The 18618-nt window shown below is 73.9% G+C and carries 14 protein-coding genes; 4 read left to right on the top strand and 10 right to left on the bottom strand.

Going from position 1 to position 18618, the window contains the following annotated elements; translation table 11 throughout:
• Positions 1-32: 32 nt before the first annotated feature.
• From MY526_RS17100 to MY526_RS17090, 3 genes are all read right to left on the bottom strand, one after another.
• Positions 33-320, bottom strand: a complete 288-nt coding sequence (locus MY526_RS17100) for a hypothetical protein (protein ID WP_436693800.1) — start codon at positions 318-320, stop codon at positions 33-35.
• 340 nt (positions 321-660) lie between these two features.
• Positions 661-1863 (bottom strand): serine hydrolase domain-containing protein, encoded by a 1203-nt coding sequence (locus tag MY526_RS17095; protein ID WP_436704649.1) that lies wholly within the window; start codon positions 1861-1863, stop codon positions 661-663.
• A gap of 59 nt (positions 1864-1922) precedes the next feature.
• Positions 1923-3569 (bottom strand): flavin-containing monooxygenase, encoded by a 1647-nt coding sequence (locus tag MY526_RS17090; RefSeq protein WP_436704647.1) that lies wholly within the window; start codon positions 3567-3569, stop codon positions 1923-1925.
• Between the two features lie 169 nt (positions 3570-3738).
• Between MY526_RS17090 and MY526_RS17085 the strand changes: the two genes are divergently transcribed.
• A complete protein-coding gene (locus MY526_RS17085) occupies positions 3739-5565 on the top strand; it encodes a sigma-54-dependent Fis family transcriptional regulator (RefSeq protein WP_436693797.1) in 1827 nt (608 codons plus the stop codon).
• Between the two features lie 90 nt (positions 5566-5655).
• Here the strand turns inward: MY526_RS17085 and MY526_RS17080 are convergent, their stop codons facing one another.
• The 4 genes from MY526_RS17080 to mdlC form a co-directional block, all read right to left on the bottom strand.
• A complete protein-coding gene (locus tag MY526_RS17080; RefSeq protein WP_436693796.1) occupies positions 5656-6333 on the bottom strand; it encodes a response regulator transcription factor in 678 nt (225 codons plus the stop codon).
• Complete coding sequence (locus MY526_RS17075) at positions 6330-7844, bottom strand: histidine kinase (protein WP_436704645.1); 1515 nt, start codon at positions 7842-7844, stop codon at positions 6330-6332. Before MY526_RS17075 ends, MY526_RS17080 begins: the two co-directional genes overlap by 4 nt.
• Positions 7845-8053: 209 nt before the next feature.
• Complete coding sequence (locus MY526_RS17070) at positions 8054-9391, bottom strand: MFS transporter (protein WP_436704643.1); 1338 nt, start codon at positions 9389-9391, stop codon at positions 8054-8056.
• Between the two features lie 234 nt (positions 9392-9625).
• Positions 9626-11227 (bottom strand): benzoylformate decarboxylase, encoded by a 1602-nt coding sequence (mdlC, locus tag MY526_RS17065; protein WP_436704642.1) that lies wholly within the window; start codon positions 11225-11227, stop codon positions 9626-9628.
• A 223-nt stretch (positions 11228-11450) separates the two neighbouring features.
• Between mdlC and MY526_RS17060 the strand changes: the two genes are divergently transcribed.
• From MY526_RS17060 to MY526_RS17050, 3 genes are all read left to right on the top strand, one after another.
• A complete protein-coding gene (locus MY526_RS17060; RefSeq protein WP_436704640.1) occupies positions 11451-11780 on the top strand; it encodes a hypothetical protein in 330 nt (109 codons plus the stop codon).
• Entirely contained in the window at positions 11759-12985 is a 1227-nt protein-coding gene (gene fdhA, locus MY526_RS17055; protein WP_436704638.1) for a formaldehyde dehydrogenase, glutathione-independent, read from the top strand. Before MY526_RS17060 ends, fdhA begins: the two co-directional genes overlap by 22 nt.
• 98 nt (positions 12986-13083) lie before the next feature.
• Positions 13084-14493: an MFS transporter gene (locus MY526_RS17050; protein WP_436704636.1), complete on the top strand. Its 1410-nt coding sequence runs from the start codon at positions 13084-13086 to the stop codon at positions 14491-14493.
• Here MY526_RS17050 and MY526_RS17045 read toward each other — a convergent pair.
• From MY526_RS17045 to MY526_RS17035, 3 genes are read right to left on the bottom strand one after another with little or no spacing between them, the layout of a single operon-like run.
• The gene (locus MY526_RS17045) at positions 14442-16112 is read right to left on the bottom strand and encodes a dihydroxy-acid dehydratase (RefSeq protein ID WP_436704634.1); all 1671 of its coding nucleotides are present in this window, start codon (positions 16110-16112) and stop codon (positions 14442-14444) included. The genes MY526_RS17050 and MY526_RS17045 overlap by 52 nt on opposite strands.
• Positions 16112-17455, bottom strand: coding sequence for an FAD-dependent oxidoreductase (locus tag MY526_RS17040; protein ID WP_436693787.1), 1344 nt, complete (start codon positions 17453-17455; stop codon positions 16112-16114). Before MY526_RS17040 ends, MY526_RS17045 begins: the two co-directional genes overlap by 1 nt.
• Entirely contained in the window at positions 17452-18609 is a 1158-nt protein-coding gene (locus MY526_RS17035; RefSeq protein WP_436693786.1) for a hypothetical protein, read from the bottom strand. Before MY526_RS17035 ends, MY526_RS17040 begins: the two co-directional genes overlap by 4 nt.
• Positions 18610-18618 lie beyond the last annotated feature (9 nt).

The following is an 18618-nucleotide window of genomic DNA, read 5'->3' as shown; positions in this document are numbered from 1 at the left end:
GGACTCCTTGAGATGTCTCGGGTGGATCGGGTTCAGGTGGGGTCGGGGGTCTCGTCGACGTAGGTGACGCCGAGCCGCTCGAGGGTGGGGGTGACCGAGCCCGGGCTGGCCTGCACGGTGCCCTGGGCGGACACCGCGCGTGACCAGGCCGGGAAGCGCATCGCGGTCAGCTCCGCCACATCGCGCACCCCGGCGTCCATGACCAGGCCCTGTACCCCGCGGGCAGCCAGCTGAGTGGCGAACAGCTCGCCGAACATGCCGTCGGTCGACGGCGAGGTGGTGGTGAGCGTGGTCCTGCGGACGATGACGTGCCGGCTCACCACAGCTGCTCCGCCGGGCGGGGACTCTCGGTCATCGGATGCGGACTCCAGGGTGCGGCGCGGGGCGGTGACATCGGCAGGTCTAGCACCGGGCGCTCGTCCCGGCAGCGGGACCACGGGGGACCGCACGTACGTCGACAGTAGGCAGCGGGCACCCCCGCCGGATCGGCGCGATGTCAGCTCCGTCACGGCCACCCGCGGCCGGTCGCCCTACGACAGATGTCCTGGTCAACAGCCCGGGCCACGGCGGGCGGCCGACGCCTCCCCGGGCACGCCGCGACCGCCGGGGCGGCCCGCTGGGGCCACCACGGCGGTCGAGGCCGGAGATCGCCGGCGGCGGTCAGCGCGCGAGCGAGGCGTACAGGGCCGTCTCGAACTCCAGGTGGCCGCCGAACGAGGTGGCGTCACCGAACGGGAGGATCTGGGTCGCCCAGAAACCGCCGTACCCGTTGGCCCGGTCCACCCAGTAGAAGAGGTTGGCCAGGCCGGCCCACCCCAGGGCGCCGGCCGGCCGGCCGGTCGGGGCCGGCTCGTCGTTGACCATGAACGGCAGCGACCACGACTTGGACAGCCCGGGGAAGAACTCCGCGTCGTTGGACAGCGACGGGATCACCCCCGGCAGCATCGTCACCTTGAGGTCCCCGAGGTGGTTCTGCACGGCCATCTCCACCGTCTCCGGCCGGAGCACGACGCCGTTCTCGCCTCGGCCGTCGTTGAGCCACATCCGGATGAAGCGCATGTAGTCCCCGACCGTGCCGTACAGCCCGTGACCACCCATGTGGGCCTCGGGCGGCTGCGGCAGCTCGAAGTCGTCCATCGGGCGCAGCGCCCCGTCGTCACCCCGCTCGTGCATCGTCGCCCGCCGCGCCCGCAGCCGGTCGTCGAGCTCGAAGGACGTGTCCCGGATGCCGAGGGGCTCGAAGATCCGCGCGGCGAAGACGTCGCCGAGGCGCTCACCGGTGACGCCCTCCACCACCTGGCCGGCCCAGTCGATGTTGCTGCCGTACTCCCACCGCTCCCCGGGGTCGAACAGCAGCGGGGTCCGAAGGCAGGCCTGGGTCGCGGTGATGATGCTGGGCTGGCCGTGCTCGGTGGCCAGCCGGTTGTAGTGCTCGTTGAAGAAGTCGTAGCCGAAGCCGGCGGTGTGGGTCAGCAGGTGCCGGGTCGTGATCTCCCGCTTGGGGTCGCGCAGCCGCGGCGAGCCGTCCGCGTCGAAGCCGTCGAGGACCTTGAGGTCGCCGATCCCGGGGGTGTAGGTGCGGGCGGGGGCGTCCAGGTCCACCCGGCCCTCCTCGACCAGTTGGAGCACGGCCGTCGCGGTGACGGCCTTGGTGGTCGAGAACAGCGCGAAGACGGTGTCGGTCGTCATGGCGTCGTCCCCGCCGAGGCGGCGGGCTCCGGCCGCCCCCTCGTAGACGTTGCCCTCCCGGTCGGTGGCGATGGCGACGACGCCGGCCACCGGGGCCTCCGCCCGGACGGCACGGTCGAGGATCGCGTCGGCCGCGTCCGCGAACGCCTTCGTGGTCTGTGTCGTCTGCGTCATCGCAGTCCTCCCAGAGGTGGTGGGGCGGTGCGGCGGAGATCCCGGCGCACGGAAGGGGGTCAGCGGATCTCGAAGCCCGGGTAGCCGGCGGCGGCCACCTCGTCGCACTTCTCCCGGTAGGTGCCCACGCCGCCGGTGTAGGACAGAACGCGCCGGGGCTTGCCCGGGACGTTCGCGCCGAGGTACCAGGACGACGTCCGGGAGATCAGGTTGGCGCCGGCCGTCTCGTCGTGGTGGGCGACCCAGGCGTCCTCGGTCTCCTTGATGGGCTCGATGACGGTCTTGTCCTCGGCCCGCAGGTGGCGGATCAGGTCACTGATCCACTCGGTCTGCTGCTGCAGGCAGGTCGTCATGTTGCACAGCGCGGCCGAGGGTGCGAGCGGGACGGCGGTGGTGAGCAGGTTCGGGTAACCGTGCACCATCAGGCCCATCGTGGTGCGGATGTCGCGGCCCCAGTCCTCGGTGAGGGAGCGGCCGCCGCGACCGCGGATGTCGATGCGGGTGAGCGCACCGGTTCCGGCGTCGAAGCCCGTCGCGAGGATCAGGACGTCCAGCTCGTACAGCGTGCCGTCGGCCAGCACGAGGCCCTCGGGGACGACGTGCGAGACGGCGTTGTCCCGGAGGCCGACCAGCTCGACGTTCGGCCGGTGGTAGACCTCGAGGTAGTCGGTCTCCAGCGGCACCCGGTGGGTGCCGAACCCGTAGTCGGCGGGGATCAGCACGTCGCACAGGTGCGGGTCGTCCCGGAGCCGCTCGCGCATCTTCGCGCGCACGAACTCCGAGACCTCCGCGTTGACGTCCTCGTCGAAGAACATCTCCGCGAACGAGGCCAGCCAGAGCTTCAGCGAGCCGTTGGCGTGGATGTCCTCCAGGTGCTCGCGCCGCTGCTCCGGGGTGAGGTCGGCCCAGGCGTGCTGCCACTCGTACTCGAAGCCGGTGAAGGTGCGGGGAAGGGTCTCGCGCAGCTCGGGGAAGCGCGCCTTGTAGGCGGCCACCTCCTCCGGCCCGAACTGCGGGTTCTTCATGGGCAGCACGTACTGGGGGGTGCGGGCGAAGACCGTCAGGTGCCCGACCCGGTCGGCGATCGTCTGGATCACCTGGATGCCGGTCGCCCCGATGCCCACCACGCCGACCCGCTTGCCGTCGAGATGGACGCCGTCGGCCGGCCAGCGTGAGGTGTGGACGACGGTGCCGCGGAAGGTGTCCTGCCCAGGGAATACGTCGGTGAGCGGTGCCGACAGCATGCCTGCGCAGGTGACGAGGAACTGCGTGTCGATCGTCTCGCCGCGGTCGGTGATGACCGTCCACCGCTCCCTGTCCTCGTCGAACCGGGCGCCGGTGACGGTGGTGGAGAACTGGATGTCGCGGCGCAGGTCGAGGCGATCGGCGACGTAGTGCATCCACCGCTCGATCTCGGGCTGGTCGGGGAACCGCTGGCTCCAGCTCCAGCCCTCGTACAGCTCCTCCGAGAACAGGTACTGGTAGATGTAGGCCTCGGAGTCGAACCGGGCCCCGGGATAGCGGTTCCAGAACCACGTCCCGCCGACGTCGGCCGCCGCGTCGTAGGCACGCACCCGCAGCCCCTGCTCGCGCAACTGGTGGAGCTGGTACAGACCGGCCACGCCGGTGCCGATCACCAGGGCGTCGAGCTCGCGGGTCGCCGATCCGCCGTCGGCCTCGGCCGTCGCCGCTGCTGCGACTGTCATCAGATGCCCTACCCTTCGCTGTGTCCTGGATCACTCCAGGGCTCATCGTCAGGGCTGACCCACCTGGGCCGGCCGTCCCAGTTTGGGACAGTCCTCGGCACGCCCCCGCCGGTGATCACCAGGACGCATCCGGCAACGGGGCCCGGCGAGCGACCTCGCGGAGGTGCCGATGGAGGCAGGCCAGCAGGACCGGTTGCGCGTCGCGGCCGCCGCTCGGGCCGAGTTCCTCGAGCACGGCGGAGCCGGGGCAGCCGGTGTGCGGGACCTGGTCGCGGCCTCCTGGCGGCGCAGCAGGGACGCCGGCGTCGACGCCGACGAGTACCGGATCACCCACCACGAGGACGTCGACCTGGACTCCCGGCTCGTTCGGTGCGCCCGCCCGGTCATCGGACGGCTGGCCGACGAGATGGTCGACGTCCCCCTCACCATCGCGCTGTCGGACGCCCATGCGCGGATCGTGCACCGGCTGGACTGCTCGACGTCCGTCGGCCGGCTGCTCGACCGGGTGGACTTCACCGCCGGGTTCGACTTCGGCGAACGCGGTGTCGGGACCAACGGGATCGGGACCGTGTTCGAGACCGGATCGTCGGTCGCCGTCGTGGGGGCTGAGCACTTCACCGAGGCCCTCGTGAAGTTCGCGTGCACCGGTGCCCCGATCCTCGACCCGGTGACCGGCCGGGTCGAGGGGGTCCTGGACGTCAGCTCGCTCGCCGAGAGCTGGGACCCCCTGGTGCACACGCTGGTCCGGCGCGCCGCCGCCGACATCGGCCAGAACCTTCTGCACGACCGCACGCGGGCCACACAGGCCCTGTTCGAGACGTTCGTCAAGGCCGATGCCCGCCCGCGGCAGGCCGTCATGGCCGTGGGCGACTCGCTCATGGTCAACCGGCGCGCCCAGCAGCTGTTCGCACCCGCCGAGCAGTTCGCGATCCACCAGCACGCGCTGTTCCTCATGAGCCGGCGGGACCGGGTCTCGGAGTCCTTCGCCCTCGACTCCGGTCGCACGGTGCGGTTGCGCGCGACCCGCATCGTCGCCGGGGACGAGGTCGCCGGCATCGTGCTGCTGCTCGACGACGAGCCCACCGGGCAGCGGCCCGACGTCCCGACGCAGCGCGGGCGGGCAGCACCGTCGACCGCCCGCGATCAGCAGGCCCCGCGCGCCCGCGGCCTTGCCCGTCCGCCGGCCGCCCCGGTGTCCGACGGCCGGTCGCCGGGGTGGATAGGCGCGTGCGCGCAGATCACGGCGGGCCTCGAGCGCGAGGACCGCATCCTCGTCATGGGCGAGGCGGGAACTGGCAAACGCACCCTCGTCGCAGAGCTGTTCGGCCGTGCCCACCCGTCGGGACGCCTCGTGACCGGCCCGGCCGACCAGGTCGTGCGCGATGCCGAGGAGGTGCTCGCCGACGCGGAGGCCGTCCCCACCCTCCTCGTCCTGGCCGGCATCGACCGCGTCGGTGCCGACGGGATCGACCGGCTACGCACGTTCCTCACGTCCGTGGACCGCGGGCGGCGCCTCGTCGCCGCGACGCTGAGCGATGCGAACGTCGGCGCGGACCTGCCCTTCCAGGCGGTGCTCGGCCTCTTCGAGCAGGCGGTGACGCTGCCGCCGCTGCGCTTTCGCACCGACGACCTCCCCCTGGTCGTCGCCCGGCTGCTCTCGGAACTCGCGCCCGGCCGCCGGGTGCGGCTCCTGCCCGAGACGAACCGGCTGATCAGCCGCTACTCGTGGCCGCGCAACGTGACGCAGCTGCGCGAGGCGCTGTACCTCGCGCTCCTGACCCGGCCGGTGGGGGACATCCGGCCGGAGGACCTGCCCGCGTACTGCCGCACGGCCGGCACCCGCACGCCGACCCCGATCGAGGCCGCGGAGCGCGACGCGATCGTCCGGGCCCTGCAGCAGTGCGGCGGCAACCGCGTTCACGCGGCCGCCGCCCTCGGGATGGCGCGCAGCTCCCTCTACCGGAAGATCAAGTCGTACGGCATCACCGACGCCTGACCCCCCTTCGAACTCTCCGCCGTGGTCGGTTTCCGCGGAAACCGCCGGGAGGTCCGCCGTCGGTTACCGCGGAAACCGCCGGGAGGTCCGTCAGGCCGGGGGCGTGATGAGCCCCTCGCGGATGGCCAGGAGCGCCGCCTGGGTGCGGCTGGACAGCTGCAGCTTGCTCAGCACGTTGCTCACGTGGGTGCGGGCGGTGCGCTCGCTGATGACGAGCGTGTCGGCGATGTCGCGGTTGGAGTGCCCCTGGGCGACCAGCGCGAGGATCTCCCGCTCCCGCGCGGTCAGCGAGGTGAGGCCGGCCTGCGGCGCGGCCATCCGGCGGGCCAACTGCCGGGCGACCGCGGAGTCCAGGTGCACCTCGCCGGCGGCGGCCGCGGTGATGGCCCGGGCGACCTCGGCGGGGTCGGCGTCCTTGAGCACGTAGCCGGCGGCGCCGGCCGCCAGTGCGGCGTGCACCCGCTCCACCTCGCCGAAGCTGGTGAGGACGACGACCTTCGTGCCGGGGTGGTCGCGGACGATCGCCCCGGTGGCGGCGACGCCGTCCATCCGGGGCATCTGCAGGTCCATGAGGACGACGTCGGGCATCCGCTGGCCGGTGGTCCGCCACTGGTGCAGCAGGTCGACCGCCTGCTGGCCGTCGCCGGCCTCGCCCAGCACGGTGAGCTCCGGGATGCTCGCCACGTAGGCCTGTACCCCTCGCCGGACGATCGCGTGGTCGTCGACCAGCAGCACGCCGATCGTCGCCGGTGCGGGGTCGGTGCTCATCGGTCGGCCTCCCTCGTCGCCTCGCCGCCCGGCGCGGGCAACGTCACCGCGACCCGCCAGCCACCCTCCGGGCGGGCACCGGCCGCCAGCCGGCCGCCCCAGCGCTCGCTCCGCTCGCGCATCGACACCAGCCCCAGGCTCGCCCGCGGCACGCCGTCGCCGGCCTCCGGCTCGTCCGCCGCCGCGTCCGGTGCGGCGCCGGAGCCGTCGTCGGTGACCTCGACGCACAGCCCGCCGCCGGCCGACCGCCCGATGAGGATGTCGGCCCGGGTGGCGTTGGCGTGCTTGACCACGTTGTGCAGCGCCTCCTGGACGATCCGGTAGAGGTCCTCCTGGACGTCGACGTCCGCGTCGAGCTCGAGGCCGTCGGGGGCGTGCACCTCCACCAGCAGACCCGTCCGTGCCTCGACGCTCGCCGCGTGCGACCGCACCGCCTCGACCAGCCCGTTCTCCGCGAGGTCCAGCGGCCGCAGCTCGAACACCAGGCCGCGCAGGTCGGCCAGCGCGCTGGCGGAGAGCTGGGCCAGCTCCTCCGCGCCGCTGCGCACCGCCTCGGGGTCGGCACCGGCCCCGCCGAGGTGCGCGCGCAGGGCCTCGGCCTGCATCCGCATCGAGAACACCTGCTGGACGACGGAGTCGTGCAGGTCACGGGCCAGCCGGCGGCGCTCGTCGGACTGGGCCCGGGACCGGGTGGAGGCGAGCAGCGCCGCGGTCTCGATCGCCACCGCGGCGGAGTCGGCCATGGCCTCGAGGAACGCCAGCGAGCCGGGTCCGGGGTCCTCCCCCGGCAGGTAGTAGGCGTTGATGACGCCGAGGCCGCGGCCACGGACCACCAGCGGCATGGAGACGAAGCTGTCCCAGTCGGGGACGTCCATCACCTCGTGCAGCGGCGCCCACCGCGGATCGCTCATGATCACCGGCTTGCGGTGCAGGCTGACGATCGGCTCCCGGCGGTCGAGTGCCTCCATGAACAGGACCTGCGCACCGAGCTGGCGGCACAGCGCCAGCTTCTCCGGGAAGTCGACAGCGTCGCCGAAGCCGGCCATGCCGAGCAGCCGGAGGTCCTCCCGAGGGTCCTCGAGCGCGAGGATCTGGACGGCGGCGATGCCGGCGGTCATGGCGATCTCGCGGGCCACCGCGTCGAGGGTTGCCCGCAGCGACCAGGCGTCGGCCACGCTGGCGGCCGCCCGGGTGATCGCGGTGAGCCGCTGCTGCTGGCGCACGGTGTCGGTGACGTCGCTGAACCACACCGCCCAGCGGCCGGGGGCGACCGGCAGCAGGCGGTACTCGAGGTCCCGGCGGCCGCCACCGGGCGTCGACCAGCCGGTCCGCCGCAGGTCGGCCCCGTCGGGGTCGTGTCCGGCCGGGTCGACGGGCAGCCGGGCACCGAGGAGATCGGCCGCCGGTGAGCCGAGGATCTGCGCGGCCGCGGCGTTGAGTCCCAGCACCCGGCCGTCGTCGTCGACCAGGGCCAGTCCGTCGGCGGAGACCTCGACCAGCGCGCGCAGCACAGGGTCCTCGCCCGTCCCCGGTGGCCACGCCGCGCCGGCCCTGGCTCCTCCCTCGCTGCGCACCTCAGCCTCGTCCCGACGTTCCCACCGCGCGCCCCGGCCGGGTGCGACCGCGAGCACGCTACCCCGCTGGTCCCCCGGCAGGACGACGGCGCCGGCCGGGACCCTGCGGTCCCGGCCGGCGCCGTCGGTGGTGCGGGAGGTGCGGCTCAGCCGGCGGTCACGGCCGACGTGCCCAGCCGGTCGGCGTCGGACTGCTCCCGCTCGGGCACCACGCGGATGCCGAGGACGGCCAGCAGGCTGACCAGCGAGAGCACCGCCACGTAGATCGCGATCGGCGTCGAGGACTCGTAGGCGCCGTAGAGCGCGGTGGCGGCGATCGGGGTGACCGCGCCGCCGATCATGCCGCCGAGCTGGTAGGCGATCGAGATGCCGCTGTAGCGCGTCTTCACCTCGAAGATCTCGGTGAACAGACCGCCCTGCGCGCCGGCCATGATCCCCTGCACGAACGCGGCGACGACGAACGCGAGCAGCGCCGCGGCGGCGTTGCCGGTGTTGACCAGCGCGAACATGGGCAGCGGCCAGAGCACCGCGGTGAGCGCACCGATCGCGAACACCGGCTTGGAACCGAACCGGTCGGACAGCAGGGCGGCCACGACGATCGTGCCGATCCAGACCGCGGTCGAGCCGAGGATCAGCCACAGCAGCGTCGTCCGGTCGAAGCCGACGACCGTGGTGCCGTAGGTGAGCATGTAGACGATCACCGTGTACCCCACCGCGGGCGGGGCGATCGAGGCCAGGCTGGCCAGGACGAGCGTGCGCGGCTGCCGCTTGAGCAGCTCGGCCACCGGGATCTTGATGACCTGCTTCTTCTCCTTGACCTCCTGGAACTCGGGGGCGTCCTGCAGCTTGCTGCGGACGAAGAAGCCGACGAGGACCAGCACGATGCTGATGAGGAACGGGATCCGCCACCCCCAGGCCAGGAAGTCCTCGTTGTCCATGCCCGAGACGGCGAGGAAGGCCAGGTTGGAGGTCAGGACGCCGACCGGGACGCCGAACTGGGCGAAGCTGCCGTAGACCGCGCGCCGGCGGGGGCTGGCGTGCTCGGTGGCGATGAGCACCGCGCCGCCCCACTCGCCGCCGACGCCGAAGCCCTGGATCAGCCGCAGCGCGACCAGCAGCAGCGGGGCGCCGACGCCGATCGCGGCGTAGGTCGGAAGGACACCGATGAGGAAGGTCGACCCGCCGGTGAGCAGCAGGGTGAGCACGAGCATCGACTTGCGGCCGATCCGGTCACCGAAGTGGCCGATGACCGCGGCGCCGAGCGGGCGGGCGATGAAGCCGACGGCGAAGGTGGCGAACGCGGCGATGGTGCCCGCGGTCGGGTCGAACTCGGGGTAGAAGACGGTGCCGAACACCAGCGCTGCGGCGGTGCCGAAGATGTAGTAGTCGTACCACTCGATCGACGTGCCGACGAAGCTGGCCGCGAAGATGCCCTTCTTCGACGGGCCGGCCTTCGCGGGCGCAGTGGTGGTGGATCTGGCCACGGGTGAGCTCCTCTGGACGCCTGTGGGCACATGGGTGTGGAACCGGGTCGTGACTCCGGTTGCACAGCTCTCCAGATGGAAGCCGGTCGGGCCCGGGAAGTCCTGAGCCCGCCGACCCGCTTCCGTTCGGTCGTCGCGGCGAGGCCGGCTACGTCATGCGTCGCAGCCGGCCGCCCCACCTGCAGCGACGCCGCCCGAGGGCAGAAGTGGCCATCTCTGCCCTCCGGGGGGCGGTCAGCCGAGGGTGCGGGTCTCGGCCGTGATCGGCACCTCGATCAGGCGCGGCCCCTCCGCCTTGCCGGCGGCGGACAGCTCCTCGGACAGCTCCTCGGCCGACGCCACCGCGCGGGCCGGCAGGCCGTAGCCCTCCGCGATCGTCACGGCGTCCAGGCCCGGCAGCTCCAGCCCGGGGATCTTCGACACGCCCAGCTGGCCCACGAACGAGGCGAGCGCCCCGTAGACGCCGTTGCGCAGGACGACGAAGGTCACCGGCAGCTGGTGCTGCACCGCCGTCCAGACCGCCTGGACGCCGTACTGGAAGGCGCCGTCGCCGAGGACGGCGACCACCGGGCGGGCGGGGTCGGCCAGCGCGGCACCCACCGCAGCGGGAACGCCGAAGCCCAGGCCGCCGGCGGCCGGGAACAACAGCCCGCGCGGGGTGGCGAGGTCCAGGTGCGACCAGAACTGCGCCGTGTTCGCGGTCGACTCGTTGACGAACCGGGTGTGCCCCGGAACCGACCGGCTGAGCAGGCCGAGCACGGCGTCCGCGGTGAACGGCGCCGCTCCCGGCTCGGCGGCGACCGCCCGCTCCGGCGCCGGGCGCTCCGGCCGCGGCGGCAGGTCGGCCAGCCCGGTCAGCAACTGGCCGGCGACGGTGGCGACGTCGGCGACGATCGCGTCGCCGAACGCGGCCCGGGCGGCCGTGCCGGGGTCGCTGCCGACGGCGACCAGCTCGGCACCCTCGGGCAGCCACGGGCCGGGCACGTAGACGTGGTAGCGGAACACCGGCGCGCCGAGCACGAGGACCAGGTCGGCGCCGTCCAGGTGCGCGGCGACGCCGGCGATGCTCGGCGGCAGCAGGCCCTGCCACAGCGGGTGGCGCGTCGGGAAGGGGCACCGCGGCGCCGAGGGGGCCGTCCACACCGGCGCCTGCAGCCGCTCGGCCAGCGCCACCACCCGGGGGAAGGCGCGCTCGTCGTCGACCTCGGGGCCCACGACCAGCACCGGGTTGCGGGCGGCGGCCAGCCGGCCGGCCAGCTCCGCGAGCAGCTCGTCGTCGAGGCCGCCGGCCCGGCGCACCCGGCGGCCGCCGAGATGGGCGACCTCGACCGGGTCCACCGGCTGCGCCCAGTCGTCGAGCGGGAGGGAGACGAAGACCGGACCGGTCGGCGGCAGCGTGGCCAGGTGGTGGGCCTCGGACAGGGCCCGGGGGACGTCCTGGGCGCGGGTCGGCTCGAACGACCACTTGACCTGCGGCTCGGGGACGCGGGTCATGGCCGGCTCGCCGAGCATCGACCCCAGGCCGACCATCGGGCGGGCCTGCTGGCCGGCGGTCACCACCAGCGGCGTCCCGCAGGCCTTGGCGTTGGCCAGGTTGCCCATGGCGTTGCCCAGGCCGGCGGCGGAGTGCAGGTTCACCAGCGCCGGGCGGCCGGTGGCCTGGGCGTACCCGTCGGCCATGCCCAGCACCGCGCCCTCGTGCAGGCCGAGCACGTAGCGGAAGTCGTCGGGGAACCCGTCGAGGAAGGGCAGCTCGTTGGACCCCGGGTTGCCGAACACGGTGGTCAGGCCCCAGGTCCGGAGCAGGTCGAAGGTGGTCTCGCGCACGGTGGGCACGGCGTCGTCCTCCTGGCGGTGTGCGGGCCGGTGCCGCCGACGCTAGCCCCCGGACACCGGCGCCCGCCGCGTACGTCGGATGTCGCGCCCCGGGGCTCCGCCACGGCGGGTCCCGGTGCCGTCGGAGGGCCCGGGCGGACCCGGTCCCCCGGCCCTACCGTGACCTCCAGCACCCGCGCGCGAGCACGCCGCAGGCCCCTGTACCGACGGGAGAGCAGGACGCATGGTGTCCCCCGACCAGCTGCCGGGGATCCGGACCGGGCTGTTCCGGACCGCCGACCCGCACCGTGCCGCCGCGGTCGCGGCGCGGCTGCGCACCGGGTACACCTTCGTCAACGGCCACGGCGCCGCCCAGCTCGACGAGCGCGCGCCGTTCGGCGGGTTCGATGGGCTTCCCCGCGGAAGGACCGTCCAGGGGGTGGGCGGCGGGTTCCCCGCCGGCTCTCCCACCTCCTGGAAGCACCAGTTGACCGTCCGCGCCGGCAGCGGCCACCGTGCCGGCGTCCACTCGACGACGAGGAGAAGGACCCCATGGCGAACAACCGCGGCGTGACCTACCAGGGCCCGGGCAAGGTCGAGATCACCGACCTCGACTACCCGGAGCTCGTGCTCAAGGACGGCCCCGGGGTGCACCCGGACAACGTCGGCCGTCAGGTGCCGCACGGCGCCATCCTGAAGGTGCTGACCACCAACATCTGCGGCAGCGACCAGCACATGGTCCGCGGCCGCACCACCGCGCCGCACGGCCTGGTGCTCGGCCACGAGATCCTCGGCGAGGTCGTGGAGACCGGGCCGGGCGTGGAGTTCATCACGACCGGCGACGTCTGCTCGGTGCCGTTCAACATCTCCTGCGGCCGCTGCCGCAACTGCAAGGAGGGCAAGACCGGCATCTGCCTGAACGTCAACCCCGACCGCCCCGGCTCGGCCTACGGCTACGTCGACATGGGCGGCTGGCAGGGCGGCCAGGCGGAGTACGTGATGGTCCCCTACGCCGACTGGAACCTGCTGCGCTTCCCCGACCGGGACCAGGCGATCGAGAAGATCCTCGACCTGACCATGCTGTCGGACATCTTCCCGACCGGGTACCACGGCGCCTACACCGCCGGGGTCACCACCGGCTCGACGGTCTACGTCGCCGGGGCCGGCCCGGTCGGCCTGGCCGCGGCGGTCTCCGCGCAGCTGCTCGGCGCGGCGGTGGTCATCGTCGCCGACCTCAACGAGGACCGGCTGGCCGCGGCCCGCGCCTTCGGCTGCGAGACCGTCGACGTCTCCAAGGGCGACCCCAAGGACCAGATCGAGCAGATCCTCGGCGTCCCCGAGGTCGACGCCGGCGTCGACGCCGTCGGCTTCGAGGCCCGCGGGCACGGCGACGGCGCGCAGCAGGAGGCGCCGGCGACGGTGCTCAACTCGCTCATGGAGATCACCGCGGCCGGCGGCTCGCTCGGCATCCCCGGTCTCTACGTGACCGGCGACCCGGGCGGCATCGACGAGGCCGCCAAGGTCGGCGCGCTGTCGATCTCGCTGGGCACCGGCTGGGCCAAGTCGCTGTCGTTCACCACCGGCCAGTGCCCGGTGATGCGCTACAACCGGCAGCTGATGATGGCGATCCTGCACGACAAGGTGCAGATCGCGAAGGCGGTCAACGCCGCGGTGATCTCGCTCGACGACGCCCCGCGCGGCTACGCGGAGTTCGACTCCGGCGTCGCCAAGAAGTACGTCATCGACCCGCACAACGTCACCGGCAAGGCCGCCGCCTGAGTACGCAGGACGCGGCGACGGACGCCGGCGACCCGGGTCCCGGGTCGCCGGCGTCCGCGCGCCCGGGCGCCGGCGCGCCGGGCGCCTCCCGGGTGCTCGTGCCGGTGCTCGTGCCGGTGCTCGTCCTCGTCGCCACCGTCGTCGCGGTCACGAGCAGCGTCGGTGCCCCGCTCATCCCGGCCGTCGCCGAGCTGTACGACGTGCCGCTGCACGTGGCCCAGTGGTCGCTCACCATGCCGCTGCTGGTCGGCGCGGTCGCCACGCCGGTGCTCGGCCGGCTCGGCGACGGGTCGCACCGCCGGGCCATCGCCCTCACCGCCCTCGGACTGGTGGTGCTCGGCGGCGTGCTCACCGCGCTGCCGCTGTCCCTCGGCTGGTTCCTGGCCGGCCGCGGGCTGCAGGGCTTCGGGCTCGGGCTCATGCCCCTGCTCATCGCCACCGCGCGCGAGGCCCTGCCGCCGGCCCGGTCCCGCCGGACCATCGCCGCGCTGTCGATCACCGTCGTCTCGGGCGTGGGCCTCGGGTACCCGGTCGCCGGGGCGCTGGCCACCTACGGCGGCCCCGGCGCCGCCTTCTGGACGGCGACGGCCATCTGCGCCGGCGCGCTCGTCGCCGCCGCCCTCGTGCTGCCGCCGGCCGCGCCGGCCCCGGCGCGCCGGTTCGACCTGCCCGGCGCCCTCCTGCTCGGCGGTGGCCTCGCCGGCGCCCTCCTCACCCTCAGCGAGGGTGAGGGCTGGGGCTGGACCTCGCCCCCGGTGCTGCTGCTGAGCGCGGCGTCGGTCCTGCTGCTGGCCGCCTGGGTGGTGGTCGCGCTGCGGGTCCGCGCGCCGCTCATCGACCTCCGGCTGGCCCGCGGCCGGCTGCCGGCCGCCGGCCACGGCGCGGTGCTGCTGGTCAGCCTGGCCAACTACCTGATGCTCGGCTCGGTGCCGATCCTCGCCCAGACCCCCGAGGACAGCGGCTACGGCTTCGGGGCCTCCGGGCTGGTCGCCGGCCTGCTGCTGCTGCCGTTCTCGATGGCCGGCATGCTCGCCGGGCCCCTCTCCCGGCGGCTGGGCGAGCGCGTCCGGCCCCGGGTGGTGCTCTCGACCGGCGCGCTCCTGATGGCCGCGTCCCAGGCCATGTTCGCGCTGTACCGCGGCGAGCTCTGGGTGCTGTTCATCATCACCGCGGTCGCCGGGCTGGGGGTCAGCACGGTGTTCGCCGCGGCCGCGGGGCTGGTCGTCTCCGCCGTCCCGCCCTCGGAGACCGGCAGCGCCATGGCGCTGAACCAGGTGCTGCGCTACGCGGGCTTCTCGGTGGGCAGCGCGTCGACCGCGACGGTCCTCGCCGTGGCGACGCCGGCCGGGGGGGACCTGCCCGCCGGCGTCGCCTACACCGTCATCGGGCTCATCGGCACCTGCGCCGCGGTCCTCGCGGCGCTGGTCGCCTGGTTCCTCGCCGGCCGGACCGCGGCTCAGCCGCCGAGCGTCGCGCCCCGCCCCAGCGGCGACACCGTCCGGGCGTAGACGTCCAGCCACCCGCAGCCGCTCGGGGCGCGCAGCGGCGGCAGCTCGGCCCGGCGCCGGTCGAGCTCCTCGGCCGGCACGTCCAGGTCGAGGGTGCGCGCGTCGACGTCGACGGAGATGACGTCGCCGTCGCGGACCAGGCCCAGCGGCCCACCGACGGCGCCCTCGGGGCTCACCTCGGCGACGACGAGACCCTTGTTGACCAGCCCCGACATCTGCCCGTCGGTGACCACGACGACCTGGTCGCCGAGCCCGGCCCCGTCGAGGGCGAAGATGAACGCCGAGGTCAGCGCCATGCCCGGCGAGCCGCGCAGGCCGAGCCCGCTGAGCACGACGACGTCGCCGGCCTGCACCTGGCCGCCGCGGATGCCGGCCAGCCCCGCGTCGCGGGAGGAGAAGACCTTCGCCGGGCCGGTGAAGCGGTGCAGCCCGTCGTCGGCGACGGTGCGCTTGACCACCGCCCCCTCCGGCGCCAGCGAGCCGCGGACGATCGTGATGCCGGGGTGGGTGGCCAGCGGGTCGTCGACCGGCCGGATGACGTCGGCGTCGCCGACGGTCACCCCGCCGAGCACCTCGCCCATCGTGCGGCCGTCGACGGTCGGCTGGTCGAGGTCCAGCAGCGGCCGCAGCTGGTACAGCAGTGCCTGCGCGCCGCCGGCGGCCTCGAACTCGTCGATCCGGCGCTCGCCGTTGGGCTTGACCCCGGTCAGCAGCGGCACCCGCGGCGCGAGCTCCTCGAACAGCGCGAGGACGTCGACGTCGCAGCCGGCCTCGACGGCGATCGCCTGCAGGTGCTTGACGCAGTTGACCGACCCGCTGATCGCCAGCACCGCGGTCACCGCGTTGCGGAAGGCGCCCCGGGTGAGGATCTGGCGCGGCCGGAGGTCCTCGCGCACCAGGTCCACGATCCGCCGGCCGGCCCGCTCGGCGTCGGCGAACATCTTGTCGCTCAGCGCCAGCACCGGCGTGCTGCCGGGCATCGCCATGCCCAGGGCCTCCGTGGCGATGTGCATGGAGTTCGCCGTCCCCATGCCGGCGCAGACGCCGGGGCCGCTGACGGCCACCGAGGCCATCTCGGCGAGCTCCTCCACGGTCATCGCGCCGGTGGCGACGTGGCCGGCGTAGAGGAAGACGTCCTCGAAGTCGACGTGCTCGCCCCGGTAGACGCCGGAGGGCTGGTAGCCGCAGCCGACGACGATCGTCGGGAGGTCCAGGCGGCCGGCGGCCATGAGCTGGCCGGGCGTGGTCTTGTCGCAGGAGGCGAGGGTGACCATGCCGTCGAGCTGGGCGCCCTCGACGGCGACCTCGATGTCGCTGGCGATGAGGTCCCGGGTGGGCAGGATGTAGCGGCCCTGCGCCCCGGCGCTGGTGATGGCGTCGCTGGGCGCAGCGGTGCGCACCTCGAAGGGCACCCCGCCGGCCGCCCGGATCGCCGCCATCAGCGGCGGGACGACGTCGTCGAGGTGGCTGAAGCAGCTGGCCAGCTTCGACGAGCTGTTGACGATGGCGATCTTCGGCTTCTCCATGTCCTCGTCGGTGAGCCCGAGCGCGGTCCACTGCGCCCGGCGCATCGCCCACGGGGTGCCGCCGACCGGGAAGTTGCTGCGCAGCTGCGCCATCACTCCTCCCCGCGGCCCAGGAAGGCGCCGGCCCGCTCCAGCCGGCGCTGCAGCTCGGGCACCGGCACGTCGCGGACGGCCAGCCCGCCGGCGAGGGCCAGGTCGGCGGCGGTGCCGACGGCCTCCCCCATCGCGAAGCAGGGCCCGGTGACCCGCGCCGAGGACTGCCCGCCCTGCGTCATCGAGGCGCACCGCCCGGCGACGAAGAGGTTGTCGACCCCCTGCGGCACGACCATCCGGTAGGGCAGCTGGTTGTAGCCGCGCGAGTCCTCGCCCCGCTGCCAGCGGAACTCGACGGTGCCGGCCACGTGCGCCTCCACCGGCCAGCCGTTGACGCCGATCGTGTCGGGGAAGTCCGCGCAGTCCAGCACGTCGTCCTCGGTGAGCCGGTACTCGCCGAACACCCGCCGGGTCTCGCGGATCCCGACCTGGGGGGCGAGGTCGACGATGTAGGAGTTCTCGAAGCCCGGCGTCCGGTGCTTGATGAAGTCGAAGGCGTCGAAGGCCTGCCGGCGGCCCTGCAGCTCCCCGTGGGTCAGCTGGTCGACGTCGGTGCCGTCGACGGCGCTGCCGTCGGGGTTGGACAGCTGGGTGAGGTTGGCCCGCCACTCCAGCGGGTTGCGCTGCGGCCGGACGATCGGCTTCTTGCGCGGGAAGGTGTGCGTGCCGGCCGCCTCCGCCTCGTTCATCAGCCGCTCGACGGTGCGCCACGGCGCGTCCCCGGCCGCGGCGACGTCGACGCCGTTGATCCGGAACATCAGCGACGGGTAGAGCAGGTGCGGCGCCTTCTCGAACGGCACGCCGGCCCAGGCGGCGACGTCGGCGTCCCCCGAGGCGTCGACGATGACCCGCCCGCGGACGGCGGCCCGCCCGGACTTGGACTCGATGAGGACGGCGTCGATCGTCGCGTCGTCGGCCATGACCACGCCCACGGCGACGGCGTGGAAGAGCAGCCGGGCGCCGGAGCCGGTGACCAGCTCGTCGGCGGCCAGCTTGTAGCTGGAGATGTCGAAGGCCTGGGCGAGGATGCCGTCGTTGATGGTGAGGTGCGGCTCGTTGAGCCCGTCGAGCTTGACCAGCCGCTCGAGCAGCTCGTCGGCCAGGCCGTGGATGACCTGCCGGTGCTCGCCGCGCACCTTGGCGTGCAGCCCGCAGAACGTGGACAGCCCGCCCATCGTGCCGGCGCCGCCGAGGAAGCCGTAGCGCTCGAGCAGGATCGTGGAGCGCCCCGTCCGGGCGGCGGCGGTGGCGGCCATGATCCCGGCCGGTCCCCCGCCGACGACCACGACGTCGAACTCCCCGTAGACGGGGGTGTCGCGGGCCGGCTCGTGCACGGTGGTCATCGGCTGTCCTCCTGGGTGGGTGCGTCCTGGACGCGGGCGATCGCCGGCTGCCCGCCGCGCGGGCCGAAGGTCTCGGCCACGGCGGAGACGCCGGCGTTGTGCGCGCCGGCGACGGTCACCAGCAGCGCCTCGGGCGAGTTGAGCACCGGGACGAGGTCCTGCCCGGTCGAGGACGCGGTGTCCGGCACCGCGTCGGGGTGGGCGGCCGGCAGCCGCCAGCGCGTCTCCCGCGAGACGGCGTCCTTGCCGACCTCGGCCAGCCGCTCGCGGGTGTTCACCGCGTGCTCGAACACGAACTGTCGGACGTCGGCCTTCGACCAGCCGGCCGCCGCGAACAGGTGCGCGTGCTCGGGACCGAGCACCAGGCAGCCGCTGATCGTCTCGTGCACCAGGGCGCCGGTGCGGGCCAGCGTGCCGGCGAGATCGCGGCCGAGCTGCTCGGGGTCGGTGGTGTGCCGGGCCTCGAGGTGGACCACCGAGCGGACCAGCATCGAGGTCACCGTGCTGTCGCCCGCCGCGAACCCGTGGTCGGCCGGGAACGGCGCCCAGGGGCTGTCCTCCTCGTTCTCCGCGATGCAGCAGGTGTACTTGGCCGGCGTGCCCTGGGTGGCCTGGTCGAGCTGGTGCGGGTGCAGACCGAAGACGTTGATCGCGGTCAGCCGGACGGCCCGGCCGATCGTGGCGTTGGCCCGGAACCCGGAGCCGAAGACGTTGCCGCGGCTGTTGAGCCCGATCCGCTCCCGGACCGGCCCGTTGACCAGCAGCAGCGGCGCGGTGCCGGTGGTGCTCTGCCAGATCCCCTTGCCGGCGTAGCCCTCGGCGGTCAGGGCGTCCCAGGCGGCGAGGACCACCGGGAAGTACTCGGGCAGGCAGCCGGCCATGGCCGCGTTGACGGCGGCCGAGCGGACCGTGCAGACCCGGTCGAGGTGCGGCATCCGGAACACGACGTCGCCCGGCGCGCGGGAGGTCCGGGCCAGGAACTCCGCCAGGTAGGAGTCGGTCACCGGCATCACCGGCAGCCCGTCGGTCCACCCCTGGCGGGCGTAGTACTCCATGACGCGGCGCAGCGTCTCCATGTCCACCCGGGGACGGCCGTCGGCGTCGGTGTCCCCCGCCGGGACGCCGGCGTCCCTCGTCTCCAGCTGACTGCTCACGGGCTCCTC

Source organism: Geodermatophilus sp. CPCC 205761, assembly GCF_051383655.1.
Classification (GTDB): domain Bacteria; phylum Actinomycetota; class Actinomycetes; order Mycobacteriales; family Geodermatophilaceae; genus Geodermatophilus.
This window is presented reverse-complemented; position numbering and strand designations above follow the sequence as displayed.

Excerpts from the sequence above, each read along its gene's own strand:
- MY526_RS17085 (WP_436693797.1), top strand. The coding sequence starts at position 3,739 with ATGGAGGCAGGCCAGCAGGACCGGTTGCGCGTCGCGGCCGCCGCTCGG.
- MY526_RS17095 (WP_436704649.1), bottom strand. The coding sequence starts at position 1,863 with ATGACGCAGACGACACAGACCACGAAGGCGTTCGCGGACGCGGCCGAC.
- MY526_RS17090 (WP_436704647.1), bottom strand. The coding sequence starts at position 3,569 with ATGACAGTCGCAGCAGCGGCGACGGCCGAGGCCGACGGCGGATCGGCG.
- MY526_RS17080 (WP_436693796.1), bottom strand. The coding sequence starts at position 6,333 with ATGAGCACCGACCCCGCACCGGCGACGATCGGCGTGCTGCTGGTCGAC.
- fdhA (WP_436704638.1), top strand. The coding sequence starts at position 11,759 with ATGGCGAACAACCGCGGCGTGACCTACCAGGGCCCGGGCAAGGTCGAG.
- MY526_RS17060 (WP_436704640.1), top strand. The coding sequence starts at position 11,451 with ATGGTGTCCCCCGACCAGCTGCCGGGGATCCGGACCGGGCTGTTCCGG.
- MY526_RS17040 (WP_436693787.1), bottom strand. The coding sequence starts at position 17,455 with ATGACCACCGTGCACGAGCCGGCCCGCGACACCCCCGTCTACGGGGAG.
- MY526_RS17045 (WP_436704634.1), bottom strand. The coding sequence starts at position 16,112 with ATGGCGCAGCTGCGCAGCAACTTCCCGGTCGGCGGCACCCCGTGGGCG.